Source organism: Streptomyces sp. NPDC044002 (genome assembly GCF_056434525.1).
Genome location: NZ_JBWKEZ010000017.1, coordinates 74,682 through 94,384 on the forward strand (window position 1 = coordinate 74,682; position 19,703 = coordinate 94,384).

The window sequence follows — 19,703 nt, forward strand, 5'->3', positions numbered from 1 at the left end:
GCTCATGTCCGACTCAGCCGTTGTACGGGCCGTAGTCGTAGTCCTCCAGCGGGACAGCCTGGCCGGAGCCGGTGCCGAAGGGCGAGTAGTCGATGTCGTCGTAGCCGACGGCCGAGTACATCGCGGCCTTGGCCTCCTCGGTCGGCTCGACCCGGATGTTGCGGTAGCGGGACAGGCCCGTACCGGCCGGGATGAGCTTACCGATGATGACGTTCTCCTTGAGGCCGATGAGGCTGTCGGACTTGGCGTTGATCGCCGCATCCGTCAGGACTCGGGTCGTCTCCTGGAAGGAGGCGGCCGACAGCCAGGATTCCGTCGCCAGCGAGGCCTTGGTGATACCCATCAGCTGCGGACGGCCGGAGGCGGGGTGACCGCCCTCGGTGACCACGCGACGGTTCTCGGTCTCGAACTTCGAGCGCTCGACGAGCTCGCCCGGCAGGAGCTCCGCGTCGCCGGACTCGATGATCGTCACGCGGCGCAGCATCTGCCGGATGATGATCTCGATGTGCTTGTCGTGGATCGACACGCCCTGCGAGTTGTAGACCTTCTGGACTTCGCCGACCAGGTGGACCTGGACGGCACGCTGGCCGAGGATGCGCAGCACGTCGTGCGGGTTGGTGGCACCCATGGTGAGCTTCTGGCCCACCTCGACGTGGTCGCCCTCGTGCACGATGACCTTGGCGCGCTTGGAGATCGGGAAGGCCGTCTCCTCGCTGCCGTCGTCGGGCGTGATGACGATCTTCTTCGTCTTCTCGGTCTCCTCGATCCGCACGCGGCCGGCGGCCTCGGAGATCGGGGCGACACCCTTCGGGGTACGGGCCTCGAAGAGCTCGACGACACGCGGCAGACCCTGCGTGATGTCGTCACCGGCCACACCACCGGTGTGGAAGGTACGCATCGTCAGCTGGGTACCGGGCTCACCGATGGACTGGGCGGCGATGATGCCGACCGCCTCGCCGATGTCGACGAGCTTGCCGGTGGCCAGCGAGCGGCCGTAGCAGAAGGCACAGGTGCCGACCGCGGACTCGCAGGTCAGGACCGAGCGGGTCTTGACCTCCTCGACGCCGTTCGCGATGAGGGCGTCGATGAGCACGTCGCCGAGGTCCACGTTCGCCGGCGCGATGACCTTGCCGTCGATGACGACGTCCTCGGCCAGCATGCGGGCGTACACGGAGGTCTCGACGTCGTCCGCCTTGCGGAGGACACCGGTCTCGTCCTTGACACCGATCTTGAGCTTGAGGCCGCGCTCGGTGCCGCAGTCCTCCTCGCGGATGATGACGTCCTGCGAGACGTCCACCAGACGACGGGTGAGGTAACCCGAGTCGGCGGTACGCAGGGCGGTGTCCGCCAGACCCTTACGGGCACCGTGCGTGGAGATGAAGTACTCCAGAACGGTGAGGCCCTCACGGAAGGACGCCTTGATCGGACGCGGGATGGTCTCGTTCTTCGCGTTCGACACCAGACCACGCATACCGGCGATCTGTCGCATCTGCATCATGTTTCCTCGGGCACCCGAGTCAACCATCATGAAGATGGGGTTCGTCTTGGGGAAGTTCGCGTTCATCGCCTCGGCAACCTCGTTGGTCGCCTTGGTCCAGATCGCGATGAGCTCCTGCGTGCGCTCGTCCTTGGTGATCAGACCGCGCTCGTACTGCTTCTGGACCTTCTCGTCCTGAGCCTCGTAGCCCGCGACGATGGCCTTCTTGGCCTCGGGCACGACGACGTCGGAGATGGCCACGGTGACGCCCGAACGGGTCGCCCAGTGGAAGCCGGCCGCCTTCAGGTTGTCGAGCGTCGCCGCCACGATGACCTTGGGGTAGCGCTCCGCCAGGTCGTTGACGATCTCGGAGAGCTGCTTCTTGCCCACCGAGTAGTCGACGAACGGGTAGTCCTCGGGCAGCAGCTCGTTGAAGAGCGCGCGACCCAGGGTCGTCTTCAGACGGAAGCTGTCGCCCGGCTGGAACTCCTGCTCGCCCTCTTCGGCGACCGGCGGCACCCAGCCGCGCGGCGGGATGGTGCCCACCGGGAAGCGGATGTCGACGGACGACTGCAGCGCGAGCTCGCCGGCGTCGAACGCCATGATCGCCTCGGCGGTCGAGCCGAACGCGCGGCCCTCACCCTTGACGTCACGGAGCTCACCGTCGGTGGTCAGGAAGAACAGACCCAGGACCATGTCCTGCGTCGGCATCGTGACCGGACGGCCGTCGGCCGGCTTGAGGATGTTGTTCGAGGACAGCATCAGGATGCGGGCCTCGGCCTGCGCCTCCGCGGAGAGCGGCAGGTGGACGGCCATCTGGTCACCGTCGAAGTCCGCGTTGAACGCGGTGCAGACGAGCGGGTGGATCTGGATGGCCTTGCCTTCGACCAGCTGGGGCTCGAAGGCCTGGATGCCGAGGCGGTGCAGCGTAGGCGCACGGTTCAGCAGCACCGGGTGCTCGGCGATGACCTCTTCGAGCACGTCGTAGACGACCGTGCGGCCGCGCTCGACCATGCGCTTCGCGCTCTTGATGTTCTGCGCGTGGTTCAGGTCGACCAGGCGCTTCATCACGAACGGCTTGAAGAGCTCCAGCGCCATGGCCTTGGGCAGACCACACTGGTGCAGCTTCAGCTGCGGACCGACGACGATCACGGAACGCGCGGAGTAGTCCACACGCTTACCGAGAAGGTTCTGACGGAATCGACCCTGCTTACCCTTCAGCATGTCGCTGAGGGACTTCAGCGGACGGTTGCCGGGGCCCGTCACCGGGCGACCACGACGGCCGTTGTCGAAGAGGGCGTCGACCGCCTCCTGGAGCATGCGCTTCTCGTTGTTCACGATGATCTCGGGGGCACCGAGGTCGAGAAGGCGCTTCAGGCGGTTGTTGCGGTTGATCACGCGGCGGTACAGGTCGTTCAGGTCGGAGGTCGCGAAGCGGCCACCGTCCAGCTGCACCATCGGACGCAGGTCCGGCGGGATGACCGGGACGCAGTCCAGGACCATGCCCTTGGGGCTGTTGCTGGTCTGCAGGAACGCGGAGACGACCTTGAGGCGCTTGAGCGCACGGGTCTTCTTCTGGCCCTTGCCGGTACGGATGATCTCGCGGAGGCGCTCGGCCTCCTCCTCCAGGTCGAAGGACTCCAGGCGCTTCTGCAGCGCCGCGGCACCCATCGAACCGTCGAAGTACGTGCCGAAGCGGTCACGCAGCTCGCGGTAGAGGAGCTCGTCGCCCTCCAGGTCCTGGACCTTGAGGTTCTTGAAGCGGTTCCACACCTCGTCGAGGCGGTCGATCTCGCGCTGGGCGCGGTCGCGGAGCTGCTTCATCTCGCGCTCGGCGCCTTCGCGCACCTTGCGGCGCACGTCGGCCTTGGCGCCCTCGGCCTCCAGCTCGGCCAGGTCGCTCTCGAGCTTCTTGGCACGGCCTTCGAGGTCCGCGTCACGGCGGTTCTCGATCTGCTGGCGCTCGACGGAGACGTGGGCCTCCAGCGACGGCAGGTCGCGCTGACGGCGCTCGTCGTCGACGAACGTGATCATGTACGCGGCGAAGTAGATGACCTTCTCGAGGTCCTTCGGCGCGAGGTCCAGCAGGTAGCCCAGGCGCGACGGGACGCCCTTGAAGTACCAGATGTGGGTGACGGGAGCGGCGAGCTCGATGTGGCCCATGCGCTCACGGCGCACCTTGGCGCGCGTGACCTCGACGCCACAGCGCTCACAGATGATGCCCTTGAAGCGGACACGCTTGTACTTGCCGCAGTAGCACTCCCAGTCCCGGGTCGGACCGAAGATCTTCTCGCAGAAGAGTCCGTCCTTCTCGGGCTTGAGGGTGCGGTAGTTGATGGTCTCCGGCTTCTTGACCTCGCCGTGCGACCAGGTTCGGATGTCGTCCGCGGTGGCAAGGCCGATCCGCAGCTCGTCGAAGAAGTTGACGTCGAGCACTGTGCGTCAATCCCTCTTTCGGGGTCGAGTCTCAATCATGGTCTGAACGGTCCCGGGGCGGGGGGGGGGGGGGGGGGGGGCCCCCCCCCCCCCCCCCCCCCCCCCCCCCCCCCCCCCCCCCCCCCCCCCCCCCCCCCCCCCCCCCCCCCCCCCCCAGGCCCGTCAGACCTCTTCGACGCTGCTCGGCTCGCGCCGGGACAGGTCGATACCGAGCTCCTCCGCCGCGCGGAAGACGTCCTCGTCGGTGTCGCGCATCTCGATGGACATGCCGTCCGAGGACAGCACCTCCACGTTGAGGCAGAGCGACTGCATTTCCTTGATGAGCACCTTGAAGGACTCGGGAATGCCCGGCTCGGGGATGTTCTCGCCCTTGACGATGGCCTCGTAGACCTTCACGCGGCCGGTCACGTCGTCGGACTTGATCGTCAGGAGTTCCTGGAGGGCGTAGGCGGCGCCGTACGCCTCGAGCGCCCACACCTCCATCTCACCGAAGCGCTGACCACCGAACTGCGCCTTACCACCCAGCGGCTGCTGCGTGATCATCGAGTACGGACCGGTCGAACGGGCGTGCAGCTTGTCGTCGACCAGGTGGTGCAGCTTGAGGATGTACATGTACCCGACCGAGATCGGGTCCGGGAACGGCTCGCCGGAGCGGCCGTCGAACAGACGCGCCTTACCGGTCGGGAGCACCATGCGCTCGCCGTCGCGGTTCGGGATCGTGTGCTGGAGCAGGCCGGCCAGCTCGTCCTCACGCGCACCGTCGAAGACGGGGGTGGCGACGTTGGTGCCGGGGGCGACCTGGTCGGCGCCGATCGCCTGGAGGCGCTGCGCCCACTCGTCCGCGAGGCCGGAGACGTCCCAGCCGCGGCTGGCGAGCCAGCCGAGGTGGATCTCCAGGACCTGTCCCGGGTTCATTCGGGACGGGACACCCAGCGGGTTCAGGATGATGTCGACCGGGGTGCCGTCTTCCAGGAAGGGCATGTCCTCGATCGGGAGGATCTTGGAGATGACACCCTTGTTGCCGTGACGGCCGGCGAGCTTGTCACCGTCGGTGATCTTGCGCTTCTGGGCGACGTAGACGCGGACCAGCTGGTTCACGCCCGGGGGAAGCTCGTCGCCCTCCTCGCGGTCGAAGACGCGGACGCCGATGACCTTGCCGATCTCACCGTGAGGGACCTTGAGCGAGGTGTCACGCACCTCGCGGGCCTTCTCACCGAAGATCGCGCGGAGCAGGCGCTCCTCGGGGGTCAGCTCGGTCTCACCCTTCGGCGTGACCTTGCCGACGAGGATGTCGCCGGCGACGACGTCCGCACCGATGCGGATGATGCCGCGCTCGTCGAGGTCGGCGAGGACCTCCTCGGAGACGTTCGGGATGTCCCGGGTGATCTCCTCGGGGCCCAGCTTGGTGTCACGGGCGTCGACCTCGTGCTCCTCGATGTGGATCGAGGAGAGGACGTCGTCCTGTACGAGGCGCTGCGACAGGATGATCGCGTCCTCGTAGTTGTGGCCTTCCCAGGGCATGAACGCGACGAGCAGGTTCTTGCCGAGGGCCATCTCGCCCTCTTCGGTCGCCGGGCCGTCGGCGAGGACCTGCGACTCGACGATGCGGTCGCCCTCGTTGACGATCACCTTCTGGTTGACCGAGGTGCCCTGGTTCGAGCGGGAGAACTTGGCGACGCGGTACGTGGTGTACGTGCCGTCGTCGTTGGCGACGGTGATGTAGTCGGCCGAGACCTCCTGGACGACACCGTCCTTCTCCGCCTTGATCGAGTCGCCGGCGTCGACCGCGCAGCGGTACTCCATGCCGGTGCCGACGAGCGGGGCCTCCGCCTTGATGAGCGGAACGGCCTGGCGCATCATGTTCGCGCCCATGAGGGCACGGTTGGCGTCGTCGTGCTCGAGGAAGGGGATCATCGCGGTGGCGACGGACACCATCTGGCGCGGCGAGACGTCCATGTAGTCCACGTCGGACGGCTCGACGTAGTCGACCTCGCCGCCACGCTTGCGGACCAGGACGCGGTTCTCGGTGAAGCGCAGCTCGTCGTCCAGGCGGGCGTTCGCCTGGGCGATGACGAAGCGGTCTTCCTCGTCGGCGGTGACGTAGTCGACCTCGTCGGTGACGGCGCCGTCGACGACCTTGCGGTACGGGGTCTCGATGAAACCGAACGCGTTGACGCGACCGTAGGACGCAAGCGAGCCGATCAGACCGATGTTCGGGCCTTCGGGGGTCTCGATCGGACACATGCGGCCGTAGTGCGACGGGTGCACGTCACGGACCTCGAAGCCGGCCCGCTCACGGGAGAGACCGCCGGGACCCAGCGCCGAGAGACGACGCTTGTGCGTCAGACCCGACAGCGGGTTGTTCTGGTCCATGAACTGCGACAGCTGGCTGGTGCCGAAGAACTCCTTGATGGAGGCGACGACCGGCCGGATGTTGATCAGGGTCTGCGGCGTGATCGCCTCGACGTCCTGGGTGGTCATGCGCTCGCGCACGACGCGCTCCATACGAGCCAGACCCGTGCGGACCTGGTTCTGGATGAGCTCGCCGACGTTGCGCAGACGACGGTTGCCGAAGTGGTCGATGTCGTCGGTCTCGACGACGATGTTGCGACCCGACTCACCGATGGTCTCGGTCTCGCCCGCGTGGAGCTTCACGAGGTACTTGATCGTCGCGATGATGTCGTCGGTGGTGAGCACACCGGCGTCCAGCGGCTCGTCGGCGCCGAGCTTCTTGTTCACCTTGTAGCGGCCGACCTTCGCGAGGTCGTAGCGCTTCGGGTTGAAGTAGAGGTTCTCGAGCAGCGTCTGAGCGGCCTCGCGGGTCGGCGGCTCGCCCGGACGCAGCTTGCGGTAGATGTCGAGCAGCGCGTCGTCCTGGCCCTGGGTGTGGTCCTTCTCCAGGGTGGCGCGCATGGACTCGTACTCGCCGAACTCCTCGAGGATCTGCTCGGTGGTCCAGCCGAGAGCCTTCAGGAGGACGGTGACGGACTGCTTGCGCTTGCGGTCGATGCGGACGCCGACCATGTCGCGCTTGTCGACCTCCATCTCCAGCCAGGCACCCCGGGACGGGATGATCTTGGCGGAGAAGATGTCCTTGTCGGACGTCTTGTCGATGGAGGAGTCGAAGTAGACACCCGGGGAACGGACGAGCTGCGACACGACGACGCGCTCGGTGCCGTTGATGACGAAGGTGCCCTTGTTGGTCATGAGCGGGAAGTCGCCCATGAAGACCGTCTGAGACTTGATCTCACCGGTCTCGTTGTTCGTGAACTCGGCCGTGACGAAGAGCGGCGCCGCGTACGTGAAGTCGCGCTCCTTGCACTCGTCGACGGAGTTCTTCGCCGGCTCGAACCGGTGGTCGCGGAACGTCAGCGACATCGACCCGGAGAAGTCCTCGATCGGCGAGATCTCCTCGAAGATCTCTTCCAGACCGGACTTGGTGGGGACGTCCTGTCCACTCTCAAGCGCCGACTCGACGCGGGACTTCCAGGCGGCGTTGCCGAGCAGCCAGTCAAAGCTCTCGGTCTGCAGCGCCAGGAGGTTCGGAACCTCGAGGGGCTCCTTGATCTTTGCAAAGGAGATGCGCAGCGGGGCGGTGCTGGCACCGTTGTTCGTATTGGTCGAGGCGTTGCGCGAGGCGGCCAAGAGGGGGTCCTTCCGAGGGCTCGGACTCACTACGCGCGTACCGGTCCCAGCCGACACAGAAGACAAGGTGCTCCCGATCTGGCGAAAAGACCAGGTCAGAGGCGGTCAGTCAGATGTGCTCGAGCGTGGGCATGCCCCTGGCGACGGGCAGGGGACAGCTAACAGGCAGCGCAAAGGGTCAGTGTAGCCACTCGGCTCACTGATGTCCAGACCAGGTTTCCGGAAACCGGCAACAGGCCCTTCCCTACCGTTGTTCAACCAACACGCTGCGGCTCTCGTACACAGAGCGCGTATCAGTACTGCCCTCTTCGTAGTCGATCCATGCCTCGATCCATCCCTCGGATCTCGGATCGAGCCGGCCGACCTCACGACGGGACTGAGAATTGCGCGCCGCTGGCCGTTCGTCAAGGCCCCGTGCTCCGAGCGGATCATCTCCGGACCCTGCTTCGGGACAACGAAGATCACCCTACTCCCCAACGAGAGGAGGGCAAGTCAGGCACTGCGGATACGCCAAAGGGCGACCACCCTTACGGGTGATCGCCCTTCGCAGAGGCCGTCAGGCGGCCTCAGAGGTGTTACTTGACCTCGACGGCCGCACCGGCAGCCTTGAGGGCGTCGGCGGCCTTGTCAGCGGCCTCCTTGTTGACCTTCTCGAGGACCGGCTTCGGGGTGCCGTCGACGAGGTCCTTGGCCTCCTTCAGACCCAGGGAGGTCAGCTCGCGCACGACCTTGATGACCTGGATCTTCTTGTCGCCGGCGCCGGTGAGGATGACGTCGAACTCGTCCTTCTCCTCCTCGACCTCGGCGGCCGGGCCACCGGCGGCGGGGCCGGCAACGGCGACGGCCGCGGCGGCGGTGACGTCGAACTTCTCCTCGAAGGCCTTCACGAACTCGGAGAGCTCGATGAGGGTCATCTCCTCGAACTGGGCGAGGAGGTCGTCCTGAGAGAGCTTCGCCATGATGGGCGATCCTTCCACTAATTCGGCAGGTGCCGGATGTATAGAGAGGCGGGCGTAGCGGCCCGCTACGACCCACGCACTAGGCGGCGTGGATCAGTGCGCGAGCCGAATTACTCGGCACCGCCCTGCTCGGCGAGCTTGACGCGAAGCGCTTCCGCGGTGCGGACGAACTTCGACGGCAGCGCCTGGAAGAGCGAGGCAGCCTGGGACTGCTTGCCCTTGAACGCGCCGGCCAGCTTGCTGAGCAGAACCTCGCGGGACTCGAGGTCCGCAAGCTTCTTGATGTCATCGGCGGAGAGCGCCTTACCATCAAGGACACCCGCCTTGATGATCAGGTTGGGGTTCTCCTTGGCGAAGTCACGCAGGCTCTTCGCCGACTCCACCGGGTCACCGGTGATGAAGGCGACCGCGGTCGGACCAGCGAAGTGCTCGTCCAGCGCGGTGATCCCGGCCTGGTTGGCCGCAATCTTGGTCAGCGTGTTCTTCACCACGGCGTACTGGGCGTTCTCACCAAGGGAGCGACGCAGCGTCTTGAGCTGCGCGACGGTGAGACCCCGGTACTCGGTCAGCACGGCGGCGTTCGAGCTCTGGAACGCGTCCTTGAGCTCGGCTACCGATGCAGCCTTGTTGGGCGTCGGCATGGTGCGTTCGCCTCCTTCCGGGTGATGAGGACCGCTCGGAAGGGGCTGAAAAACGAAACGCCCCGGCGCAGGCGCCAGGGCACGGCTCAACCGGAACAGAAATCCCGGGAACCTTCCACAGTCACCTACGCGGGTCGTCCGCACTCAGCGGATCCTTCGGCCGCCGCACCCTTCCAGGCACGGCAACGACCAGCGGTCTTTGGCTTCTGGGGAAGCGTACGCGAAGCATCCGTTGCAGAGCAAATCCGCCCTTACGGCGGATCCGCTCCACACGTCCTGCCTGGTCAGCCCTGCTCGCCGCCGGCGCCGGAGCCCGCGCGGGAGCGCTTCATCATCTCGGCGAGGTCGACGACCTGGTCGGCCGGCGGTGCCGTGATCTCGACCGGCTTGTTGTAGTCCAGGAACTTGATCGTCGTGTCCATCGGGCCCTTGGTGCCCTCACCGCGGGTGCGGACCTGCTTGGTGCGGCCGGACTCGTCGATCCACATGTCGACGCCGAGGCTCTTGATGCCCTCGCCCTCCAGCTGCTTGAGGCTCTTCTCCCGGCGCTCCCGGGCCTCCGGGGTGGAGGTCGTCGCGATGCCGGCGCGCATCTGCTCGGTCGTGACGGTCCCGGAGACGTGCGTGGTCTTCACGCCGTCGACGTTCTCCTCTCCGACCGTCTTGAGGTCCTTGGCCCCCATCAGCTGGTCGGCCCGGTCCCCGGGGTTCTCGCCGGAGCTGTTCGCGCTCCCCTGGGCGCTCTCCATCTTCTTGGCCGTCGCCGGGTCGAGGGTCTTCATGTCGAACTTCAGCCACGTGCCCTCGGAGCCCAGGTACACGGCCCCGTCGACCATGCGGATCTCGACGGTGCCGGACTCGGCGGGGCCCTGCGAGGTGGCCTTCATCGACATCGCCATGGACGGCTTGAGCCGCATGGAGGCCTCGGAGGAGACCTGCTGGCCCGAAGCCGTCCCCGTCAGGGTGTATCGGAGGGAGGTGATCTCCTCGGACGTCTTCTTGGCCTTCTGCAGGAACGCGGCCGGGGCCGTGTCGGTGCCCTTGGCCGCGGCGGAGGCGGACGGGGAGGCCTGCGCGGACGGCGCGGAAGCCGCCTTGCCGCCCTCGGCCTTCTTCCCGTCCTCGCACGCGGTCGTGGCCCCGCCCACGAGCAGTACGGCGGCCAGCGCGGCGCCTGCGGTCTTCTTGCGGTACGTGAACATTGGAGTCCCCACCCCTGTGTGATCGTCGAACCGTCCGACCATATGGCAGATACACGGAAAAGTCGTACGGGTTATCGGCCAGGGGAAACGGAAACGGGCCCCCCGCTCCCGAGGGAGCGAGGGGCCCGTTCAGCCACTCAGGCGAGCCGTGAGGCTCAGACAGCAGCCGGGTCTTCCTCGACGAGGAGGTTCCGGGTGCGGTTGGAGTCCAGCTGGATGCCGGGGCCCATCGTGGTGCTCAGGGCGGCCTTCTTGATGTAGCGGCCCTTGGCGGCGGACGGCTTCAGACGGATGATCTCGTCCAGAGCGGCCGCGTAGTTCTCGACCAGCTGCTCGTCGGTGAAGGAGACCTTGCCGACGATGAAGTGCAGGTTCGAGTGCTTGTCGACGCGGAACTCGATCTTGCCACCCTTGATGTCGGTGACAGCCTTGGCGACGTCCATGGTGACGGTGCCGGTCTTCGGGTTCGGCATGAGACCACGCGGACCGAGCACGCGGCCGAGGCGGCCGACCTTGCCCATGAGGTCCGGGGTCGCCACGACGGCGTCGAACTCGTTGAGGCGGTTGCCCTTGGCGATCTCGTTGATCAGCTCGTCGTCGCCGACGATGTCGGCGCCGGCGGCTTCCGCGGCCGCAGCACGGTCACCGGTCGCGAAGACCAGGACCCGGGCGGTCTTACCGGTGCCGTGCGGGAGGTTCACGGTGCCGCGGACCATCTGGTCGGCCTTGCGCGGGTCGACACCCAGGCGGAAGGCAACCTCGACGGTGGCGTCGAACTTGGTGGTGGAGGTCTCCTTGGCGAGACGGACGGCCTCGAGCGGGGCGTAGAGCTTGTCCCGGTCGACCTTGGCGTCCGCAGCGCGGAGAGTCTTGCTGCGCTTCACTTCTGCTCCTGTGTAAGTGCTTCAGGCATGGAGTCGTGGTACGGACCAGCGCTTGGCCCTACCACTGGGGAACTGCGGGGGGCTGGATCAGCCCTCGACCGTGATACCCATCGAACGGGCGGTGCCGGCGATGATCTTCTCGGCGGCGTCGATGTCGTTCGCGTTGAGGTCGGGCATCTTGATCGTGGCGATCTCGCGGACCTGGTCACGCGTGAGCTTCGCGACCTTGGTCTTGTGCGGCTCGCCGGAGCCCTTCTCGATGCCAGCGCTCTTCAGGATGAGGCGCGCGGCCGGCGGGGTCTTGGTGATGAAGGTGAAGGAACGGTCCTCGTAGACCGTGATCTCCACCGGCACGACCATGCCACGCTGCGACTCGGTCGCGGCGTTGTAGGCCTTGCAGAACTCCATGATGTTGACGCCGTGCTGACCGAGCGCGGGGCCGACCGGCGGAGCCGGGTTGGCCGCACCGGCCTTGATCTGGAGCTTGATAAGCCCCGTGACCTTCTTCTTCTTGGGAGGCATTGCTCTTCTCTCCGGGTCCTAGTGAGAGTTTTCAGCCGTCCGTCCGGTCATCCGGATGGAGGCATACCGCACCACGATAACGGGTATGGGCGCGGGGCTAAAAACCGAGCAGGTCAGACCGCCCTTTACGGGCTGGTCTGACCTGTTTCGGAAGCTTTGAATCCGGAAGATCAGTTCTTCTGGATCTGGTCGAAGCTCAGCTCGACCGGGGTCTCGCGGCCGAAGATCTCGACGAGGCCCTTGACCTTCTTCGAGTCCGGGTTGATCTCGTTGATCGTCGCCTGGAGCGTGGCGAACGGGCCGTCGGTGACGGTGACCGAGTCGCCGACCTCGAAGTCCAGGACCTCGATGGTGCGCTTGACGGCGGGCGCGGGCAGGCCGGCCTCTTCCGCGGCCTGCTTGGCGGCCTTCTCCTGCGCCTCGGGGGCGAGCATCTTGACGATCTCGTCGAGGGTCAGCGGGTACGGGTCGTACGCGTTGCCGACGAAGCCGGTGACACCCGGGGTGTTGCGGACGACGCCCCAGGACTCGTTCGTCAGGTCCATGCGGACGAGCACGTAACCGGGCAGCTTGTTCTGCCGGACGTTCTTGCGCTCGCCGTTCTTGATCTGGACGATCTCTTCCTCGGGCACCTCGGCCTGGTAGATGAACTCCTCGACGTTCAGCGAGACGGCGCGCTGCTCCAGGTTGGCCTTCACGCGCTTCTCGTAGCCCGCGTAGGTGTGGATCACGTACCACTCGCCGGGCAGCAGGCGCAGCTCGTCGCGGAGGGCCTGGATGGGGTCGACGGGCTCTGCGGGCTCGGCCGGGGCGGCTTCCTCGTCGGCCTCGATCTCGACGTCGGCGTCGGCGTCAACCTCGACGCCGGCCTCGTCCTCGATGTCGCCCTCGTCCTCGGCGTCTTCGTCGGCGTCCTCGTCAGCCTCGGCGTCGACCTCGTCCTCGACGTGCAGCGCGGCTTCCTCGGCGGCGATACCGGCCTCGGCGTCGGCGAGCTCGACCTCGTCGGGGTCCACAGCGTCCGCCGCCTCGACGATGTCGAGCTGGTCCTCGACGGACTCGACGGAGTCGTGGCTCGCGTTCAGGTTCGGGTCAGACACGGTGGCTGCTTCTTCCTGGATACAAAAGGTGGTGGAACATGCGAAAAAAGGCGGCACCCATCAAGGCGCCGCCCTCCGCGGGGATCAGCCGAAGACGAACTTGATGGCTTCCTGGAACCCATAGTCAATCACGGTCACCAGACCGATCATGATGACGACGAAGACAATCACCACGGTGGTGTACGTCGAGAGCTGGTTACGGGTGGGCCAGACGACCTTGCGGAGCTCCGCGACGATCTGGCGGTAGAAAAGCGCGAGACGGCCCAGGGGGCCCTTCTTTCCGCGCTTGCCGCCCTTGCGGGCCTTCTTCTCGCGAGTGTCGCTGTCGGCATCAGGCATGTCGATGGAGCCCAGGGCGTCCGTCACGTCTCTCACCTGAATCCGGGTCGTGGCCGTAGCCGCGCCCGGTTGCGCCGCACGGCGTTGCATCGAAGTACGTACCTGCGCACACATCCGAGAAGGAGTGTGAAGCAGGGCCGGAGGGACTCGAACCCCCAACCGCTGGTTTTGGAGACCAGTGCTCTACCAATTGAGCTACGACCCTTTGTTGCGTTCCCCAACCTACCGCATCCGAGCGGGTGCACGGAGTGCTCACGCTCTGGGGCGGCTGTTGAGGACCAACGACAGGTGAGTGTACGTGGTCCGGGCCGTGACGTCGAACAGAAGCCATCCGGATCTGCTCCGTCCGGTGTTTGAAACGGTGTGCGGGCCTTCTCGGCCGTCTGGGACGATTGGCCCCATGACCTCTGCAACGCCTTCCTCCGAGCGCCGGGTGTCTGCCCGCATCGGCGCCATCTCCGAGTCCGCCACCCTCGCCGTCGACGCCAAGGCCAAGGCCCTCAAGGCCGCCGGGCGCCCGGTGATCGGCTTCGGCGCGGGCGAGCCCGACTTCCCGACGCCGGACTACATCGTCGAGGCGGCGGTCGAGGCCTGCCGCGACCCCAAGTTCCACCGCTACACGCCCGCCGGCGGCCTGCCCGAGCTGAAGAAGGCCATCGCCGCCAAGACGCTGCGCGACTCCGGCTACGAGGTCGACGCCTCCCAGGTGCTGGTGACCAACGGCGGCAAGCAGGCCATCTACGAGGCCTTCGCCGCGATCCTCGACCCGGGCGACGAGGTCATCGTCCCCGCCCCGTACTGGACCACCTACCCGGAGTCGATCCGCCTCGCCGGCGGTGTCCCGGTCGAGGTCGTCGCCGACGAGACCACCGGCTACCGCGTCTCCGTCGAGCAGCTGGAGGCCGCGCGCACCGAGCGCACCAAGGTCGTCCTGTTCGTCTCCCCCTCCAACCCGACCGGCGCGGTCTACAGCGAGGACGACGCGAAGGCGATCGGCGAGTGGGCCGCCGAGCACGGCCTGTGGGTCCTCACGGACGAGATCTACGAGCACCTCGTCTACGGCGACGCGAAGTTCACCTCGCTGCCCGTGCTGGTCCCGGCCCTGCGCGACAAGTGCATCATCGTCAACGGCGTCGCCAAGACGTACGCCATGACGGGCTGGCGCGTGGGCTGGGTCATCGCCCCGCAGGACGTCATCAAGGCCGCGACCAACCTCCAGTCGCACGCCACCTCCAACGTCTCCAACGTGGCCCAGGTCGCCGCGCTGGCCGCCGTCTCGGGCAACCTGGACGCCGTCGCCGAGATGCGCAAGGCCTTCGACCGCCGCCGCCAGACGATGGTGAAGATGCTCAACGAGATCGACGGCGTCCTCTGCCCGACCCCCGAGGGCGCGTTCTACGCGTACCCGTCGGTCAAGGAGCTGCTCGGCAAGGAGATCCGCGGCAAGCGCCCGCAGACCTCCGTCGAGCTGGCCGCGCTGATCCTGGACGAGGCCGAGGTCGCGGTCGTCCCGGGCGAGGCCTTCGGCACCCCGGGCTACCTGCGCCTGTCCTACGCCCTGGGCGACGAGGACCTGGTCGAGGGCGTGTCCCGCATCCAGAAGCTCCTGGCGGAGGCCAAGGCCTAGGCCTCCGGCGGTTCCGCGGACATCCCGGAGCGGCGTCACCCCTGCGGGGGCGGCGCCGCTCCGGCGCGTCCGGCCTGATTCAGCCTCGCCTGGGGGCACCTCCCAGCGGTAGCTGGGGGAGTTTGAGGCGCGGGGTCCGGGGCGGAGCCCCGGGGAACGGAGGAAGGGAGGGTAGGGGACCGCTCCGCGCAGCGGCCCAACCGCCCACCCCACCGGCGTCAGATTCATGTTCGGGCAACGTCCCGTTCAGGTAATCCGCTGCCAATCGGGTGACCGATGCGGCAGGATCACCAGATGGAGCACGTACGCGATCTCACGCTTCTGCCGAAGGCCCACCTCCACCTGCACTTCACGGGCTCGATGCGCCCGTCGACCCTGCTGGAGCTCGCCGACAAGTACGGCGTCCGCCTCCCCGACGCCCTGACCGCCGGGGAGCCGCCCAAGCTGCGCGCCACCGACGAGCGCGGCTGGTTCCGCTTCCAGCGGCTCTACGACGCCGCCCGCAACTGCCTGCGCGAGCCCGAGGACATCCAGCGGCTGGTCCGCGAGGCGGCCGAGGAGGACGTCCGCGACGGCAGCGGCTGGCTGGAGATCCAGGTCGACCCCACCTCCTACGCGCCCCTCCTCGGCGGGATGATCCCGGCCGTCGAGGTCATCCTCGACGCCGTCGACAGCGCCTCCCGCGAGACCGGCCTCGGCATGCGCGTCCTGATCGCCGCGAACCGCATGAAGCACCCCCTCGACGCCCGCACCCTGGCCCGCCTCGCGGTCCGCTACGCCGACCGCGGCATCGTGGGCTTCGGGCTCTCCAACGACGAGCGCCGCGGCATGGCCCGCGACTTCGACCGCGCCTTCGCCATCGCCCGCGAGGGCGGCCTGCTCGCGGCCCCGCACGGCGGCGAGCTGACCGGCCCCTCCTCCGTCCGCGACTGCCTCGACGACCTGCACGCCGCCCGCATCGGGCACGGCGTACGGGCCGCCGAGGACCCCCGGCTGCTGAAGCGGCTCGCCGACCGGCAGATCACCTGCGAGGTCTGCCCGGCCTCCAACGTCGCCCTCGGCGTGTACGAGCGGCCCGAGGACGTACCGCTGCGGACCCTCTTCGAGGCCGGGGTGCCGATGGCGCTGGGCGCGGACGACCCGCTGCTCTTCGGGTCCCGGCTCGCGGCCCAGTACGAGATCGCGCGCCGCCACCACGCCTTCACGGACGCGGAGCTCGCCGAGCTGGCCCGTCAGTCGGTGCGCGGGTCGGCCGCGCCGGAGGAGGTCAAGGCGAAGCTTCTGGACGGGATCGAGCACTGGCTGGCCGGGTGAGCCGCAGGTCGCCCTCGTGGCAGTCGGCCCGTACCCGGTGACCGTCGGGGAAGCCGATCTCCAGGTGGGTGCGCCCCTGCTCGGGCAGCGCGAACTCGGCGACCGATTCGACGGTCTGGCCGAGGTGGCGCAGGAAGGGGTGCTCGCCGAGGTCCTCGCCGACCTCGATCCGGCCCCACTCCCCCAGGTCGTACGGCTCGTGCGGCTCGGCGCACTCGACGATGAGGCACTGGTCGGACCCTGTGGTGATGCGCGTGCACTCGCCGACGCTGTCGATCAGCCAGACGTCGAGCGGTGCCTCGGAGCGCTCGCCTTCGCAGATGTGCCAGGACGCGACGACCCGGCGGATCTCGCGCCCCACCAGCCGTGTGGGGTCCGTACCGGCCCCGTGCAGGGGGCAGTGCATGTCAGAGGTCGACGCCGACCGTCACGGGCTCGTTGACGAGGGTGACGCCGAAGGCCGCGTGGACGCCCGCGACGACCTCCCGGGCGAGGGTCAGCAGGTCCTCGGTGGTGGCCTCGCCGCGGTTGGTGAGGGCCAGGGTGTGCTTGGTGGAGATGCGGGCGGGGCCGGTGCCGTAGCCCTTGGTGAATCCGGCCTTGTCGATGAGCCAGGCCGCGCTGGTCTTCGTACGGCCCTCGCCGGCCGGGTAGGCGGGCGGGGCGGTGTCGGCGCCGAGGCGGTCCTGGACGCGGACCAGGAAGGCCGCGTAGGCCGCGTCGGTCAGGATCGGGTTGTGGAAGAAGGAGCCGGCCGACCAGGTGTCGTGGTCGGCGGGGTCCAGGACCATGCCCTTGCCGGCGCGCAGGCGCAGTACGGTCTCGCGGGCGAGGGCGGCCGGGACGCGGTCGCCGGCCTCGACGCCGAGGGCGCGGGCCGTCTCGGGGTACTTGATCGGGGCGGAGAGGCCGCCCGCGTCCTCCAGGGCGAAGCGCACGCGGAGGACGACGTAGCGGTCGGGCTGGTCCTTGAAGGTGCTGTTGCGGTACCGGAAGGCGCACTCGGCGGCGGTCAGGGTGACCGTCTCGCCGGTGGTGCGGTCGTAGGCGACGACCTCGGTGATGGTGTCGCAGACTTCCTGGCCGTACGCGCCCACGTTCTGGATCGGGGTGGCGCCGGCCGAGCCGGGGATCCCGGCGAGGCACTCGATGCCGGCGAGCCCGGCCTCGACGGTGCGGGCGACGGCGTCGGACCAGTTCTCGCCGGCGGCGAGCTCCAGGGTGGTGCCGTCCAGGGTGAAGCCGGTGGTGGCGATGCGCAGGGCGGTGCCGGCGAAGCCCTGGTCTCCGATGACCAGGTTGCTGCCGCCGCCGATGACCAGGAGCGGGGTACCGCTCTCGTCCGCGGCGCGCACGGTTTCGACCACTTCGGCGTCGGTGGTCGCGGTGACCAGCCGGGCCGCGGGGCCGCCGAGGCGGAAGGTGGTCAGCGGGGCGAGGGGGGCGTCGTGGAGTTCCTGCACGTGGACAAGAGTACGGTCCGTCCCCCTCGCATCCCGGCGGGGCACTCAGTAGCCCTGCTTCCGCTCCGCCAGCCGGCGCTCGGCCTCGTCCCAGGTGATGGGGAGTTCGGAGGCCGGGACGGTCCAGAAGGTGAAGGCGGATTCCTTCATGTAGGCGCCGGCGGCGCGGGAGCTGGAGCGGTGCGGCTCGCTGCGGGCGAAGCGGTAGAGCGCGTCCCGGTCCTCCCAGGCGGAGAGGGTGAGGAAGGTCCGGCCCAGGACGCGGGCCCGGAGGGCCGCGCCGTGGGCGCCGGGGGCCTTGCGGATCTGGCTGATGATTCCGGGCGCCTTGAGGAAGAACCGGACGGCGCCGAGGAGCGTGGAGGTCTCGAAGCGGGAGGCCATGACGTAGACCTCGGCTCCTTCGGGGGCCTGGGTGGGCGTGAGCCAGGGGATGTCGGGCATGACGGGGTCTCCTTCGCACGGTTCAGGCGCTGTGGGCGGTTCATCTTCTCTGCGGGTAGTGCACGGCGCTCCTGGTTCGGCCGAGTCGGACGGGGGCGGGGGCGGGGCGGGGGCTCATCTTCTCTGCGGGTAGTACATGACGCTCCTGGATCAGCCGACGCGGACGGGCGTGGGGGCGGGGGCCGCGGCCGGGGCCGGGGCCGGGGCCTCTTCCGCCGGGGCCTGCGCCTGGGACTCGGCGATCTCGGCCTTGCCCGGGAGCAGCAGGGCGAGGGCGGAGGCCACGGCCAGGACGACCGCGCCGATCCACAGGGCGGGGACGGTGCCGTCGGTGAAGGCCTGCGGGGTCTCGTAGCCGCCCTGGGCGGAGAAGACGGAGGCCAGGACCGCGACGCCGAGGGCGCCGCCGACCTCGCGCAGGGCGTTGTTGGCGCCGGAGGCCTTGCCCTGGTCTGCGGCGGTCACCGTGGACATCAGCAGGTTGCCGGCGGGGGCGAAGAACAGGGACATGCCGATCCCGCTCAGGACGAGCGCCGGGAGCTGGGCGGCGTACGAGAGGTCCGTGCTCAGGATCATGGCGAACCAGCCGAGGCCGATGGCCTGGAGGGCCAGACCGGCGACGACGACGGGGCGGCCGCCGATCCGGTCGGACAGCACCCCGCCGATCGGGGCGACGATGACCGCCATACCCGTCCAGGGGAGCATGCGCAGACCGGCTTCGGCGGGCGAGTAGCCGACGACGCCCTGGAGGAACTGGCTGAGCAGGAAGATCGAGCCGAACATGCCGAGGTACATCATCAGGCTGGCGATGTTGATCCCGAAGAAGCCCCGGTCGCGGAAGAGCCGCATGGGCAGCATGGCGTTGGCGCTGCGGAAGCCGTGGCCCACGAAGCCCGCGATGAGGACGCCGCCGCCGATGAGGGAGGTCAGGACGGTGGCGTTGGTCCAGCCGTGGATGTTGGCGGTGACCAGGCCGTAGACGATGCCGAAGAGGCCGCCGCTGATCAGGAGGGTGCCCGGGATGTCGAGGCGGGAGTTCGGGGCGGTGGACTCGGCGAGGCGCAGGCGGGAGAGCGGGATCACGGCGAGGCCGATGGGCACGTTGAGCCAGAAGATCCACTGCCAGGAGATGTGCTCCGTGATGCTGCCGCCGACGAGGGGCCCGGTGGCGACGGCCAGTCCGCTCACGGCTCCGTAGATGCCGAGTGCCACGCCCCGCCGGGCCGCGGGAACGGCTGCGGTGAGCAGGGTGAGGCTGAGCGGCATCATGATCGCCGCGCCCACGCCCTGCACGGCGCGGGCGGCGATCAGCTGGTCGATCCCGGACGACATGGCGCCGGCGGCGGACGCGCCGGTGAAGACGACGAGCCCGGCGATGAAGAGCCGGCGCCGGCCGAAGCGGTCACCGAGGGCGGAGCCGAACATCAGCAGGACGGCGAAGGTGAGCGTGTAGGCGTTCACCGTCCACTCCAGGTCCTCCAGCCCGCCGCCGAGGTCGGCGCGGATGGCGGGGAGGGCGGTGGTGACGACGAGGTTGTCGAGGGCGGCCATGAAGCTGGCGGCGCCCGTCAGGATTAAGGCCCAGATCGCGGGCCTGCTGAGCTTCGTCTCGGCTGGCTGGTTCACGGTTTCCCCCTGGGGGTTGTTAGT

15 protein-coding genes and 1 tRNA gene are annotated in these 19,703 nt (G+C 68.2%); 2 read left to right on the forward strand and 14 right to left on the reverse strand.

Features of this window, described 5'->3' with window-relative positions:
* Nucleotides 1–13: 13 nt before the first annotated feature.
* The 10 genes from AC07A6_RS15655 to AC07A6_RS15700 form a co-directional block, all read right to left on the reverse strand.
* Nucleotides 14–3,913: a DNA-directed RNA polymerase subunit beta' gene (locus AC07A6_RS15655; RefSeq protein ID WP_007265891.1), complete on the reverse strand. Its 3,900-nt coding sequence runs from the start codon at nt 3,911–3,913 to the stop codon at nt 14–16.
* A 162-nt stretch (nt 3,914–4,075) separates the two neighbouring features.
* Nucleotides 4,076–7,558, reverse strand: coding sequence for a DNA-directed RNA polymerase subunit beta (gene rpoB / locus AC07A6_RS15660; RefSeq protein ID WP_478777431.1), 3,483 nt, complete (start codon nt 7,556–7,558; stop codon nt 4,076–4,078).
* Between the two features lie 575 nt (nt 7,559–8,133).
* Nucleotides 8,134–8,517 (reverse strand): 50S ribosomal protein L7/L12, encoded by a 384-nt coding sequence (gene rplL, locus AC07A6_RS15665; protein WP_478777432.1) that lies wholly within the window; start codon nt 8,515–8,517, stop codon nt 8,134–8,136.
* A 110-nt stretch (nt 8,518–8,627) separates the two neighbouring features.
* The gene (rplJ, locus tag AC07A6_RS15670) at nt 8,628–9,158 is read right to left on the reverse strand and encodes a 50S ribosomal protein L10 (protein ID WP_054222541.1); all 531 of its coding nucleotides are present in this window, start codon (nt 9,156–9,158) and stop codon (nt 8,628–8,630) included.
* 284 nt (nt 9,159–9,442) lie between these two features.
* Complete coding sequence (locus tag AC07A6_RS15675; RefSeq protein WP_478777433.1) at nt 9,443–10,360, reverse strand: SCO4651 family lipoprotein; 918 nt, start codon at nt 10,358–10,360, stop codon at nt 9,443–9,445.
* A 155-nt stretch (nt 10,361–10,515) separates the two neighbouring features.
* Nucleotides 10,516–11,244: a 50S ribosomal protein L1 gene (gene rplA, locus AC07A6_RS15680; RefSeq protein WP_125817862.1), complete on the reverse strand. Its 729-nt coding sequence runs from the start codon at nt 11,242–11,244 to the stop codon at nt 10,516–10,518.
* An 87-nt stretch (nt 11,245–11,331) separates the two neighbouring features.
* Nucleotides 11,332–11,766 (reverse strand): 50S ribosomal protein L11, encoded by a 435-nt coding sequence (gene rplK, locus AC07A6_RS15685; protein ID WP_007265885.1) that lies wholly within the window; start codon nt 11,764–11,766, stop codon nt 11,332–11,334.
* 170 nt (nt 11,767–11,936) lie between these two features.
* A complete protein-coding gene (gene nusG, locus AC07A6_RS15690; protein WP_362460518.1) occupies nt 11,937–12,866 on the reverse strand; it encodes a transcription termination/antitermination protein NusG in 930 nt (309 codons plus the stop codon).
* A gap of 84 nt (nt 12,867–12,950) precedes the next feature.
* Entirely contained in the window at nt 12,951–13,232 is a 282-nt protein-coding gene (secE, locus tag AC07A6_RS15695; protein WP_042801552.1) for a preprotein translocase subunit SecE, read from the reverse strand.
* Between the two features lie 105 nt (nt 13,233–13,337).
* Nucleotides 13,338–13,410 (reverse strand) — tRNA-Trp (locus AC07A6_RS15700).
* Between the two features lie 195 nt (nt 13,411–13,605).
* On the opposite strand from AC07A6_RS15700, the gene AC07A6_RS15705 reads away from it, so the two are divergent.
* Nucleotides 13,606–14,832 (forward strand): pyridoxal phosphate-dependent aminotransferase, encoded by a 1,227-nt coding sequence (locus AC07A6_RS15705; RefSeq protein ID WP_362460514.1) that lies wholly within the window; start codon nt 13,606–13,608, stop codon nt 14,830–14,832.
* 294 nt (nt 14,833–15,126) lie between these two features.
* Nucleotides 15,127–16,146 (forward strand): adenosine deaminase, encoded by a 1,020-nt coding sequence (locus AC07A6_RS15710; RefSeq protein ID WP_362460511.1) that lies wholly within the window; start codon nt 15,127–15,129, stop codon nt 16,144–16,146.
* Here the strand turns inward: AC07A6_RS15710 and AC07A6_RS15715 are convergent.
* The 4 genes from AC07A6_RS15715 to AC07A6_RS15730 form a co-directional block, all read right to left on the reverse strand.
* Nucleotides 16,100–16,552, reverse strand: coding sequence for a hypothetical protein (locus AC07A6_RS15715; RefSeq protein ID WP_050779686.1), 453 nt, complete (start codon nt 16,550–16,552; stop codon nt 16,100–16,102). The genes AC07A6_RS15710 and AC07A6_RS15715 overlap by 47 nt on opposite strands.
* 1 nt (nt 16,553) lies before the next feature.
* Nucleotides 16,554–17,654 carry a UDP-N-acetylmuramate dehydrogenase gene (locus AC07A6_RS15720; protein ID WP_362460506.1) on the reverse strand — a complete coding sequence of 367 codons (1,101 nt, stop codon included), beginning with the start codon at nt 17,652–17,654 and terminating at the stop codon, nt 16,554–16,556.
* Nucleotides 17,655–18,053: a DUF3291 domain-containing protein gene (locus AC07A6_RS15725; protein WP_362460503.1), complete on the reverse strand. Its 399-nt coding sequence runs from the start codon at nt 18,051–18,053 to the stop codon at nt 17,655–17,657. It lies immediately after the preceding gene.
* Between the two features lie 150 nt (nt 18,054–18,203).
* Complete coding sequence (locus AC07A6_RS15730) at nt 18,204–19,679, reverse strand: DHA2 family efflux MFS transporter permease subunit (protein ID WP_478777434.1); 1,476 nt, start codon at nt 19,677–19,679, stop codon at nt 18,204–18,206.
* Nucleotides 19,680–19,703: the final 24 nt, after the last annotated feature.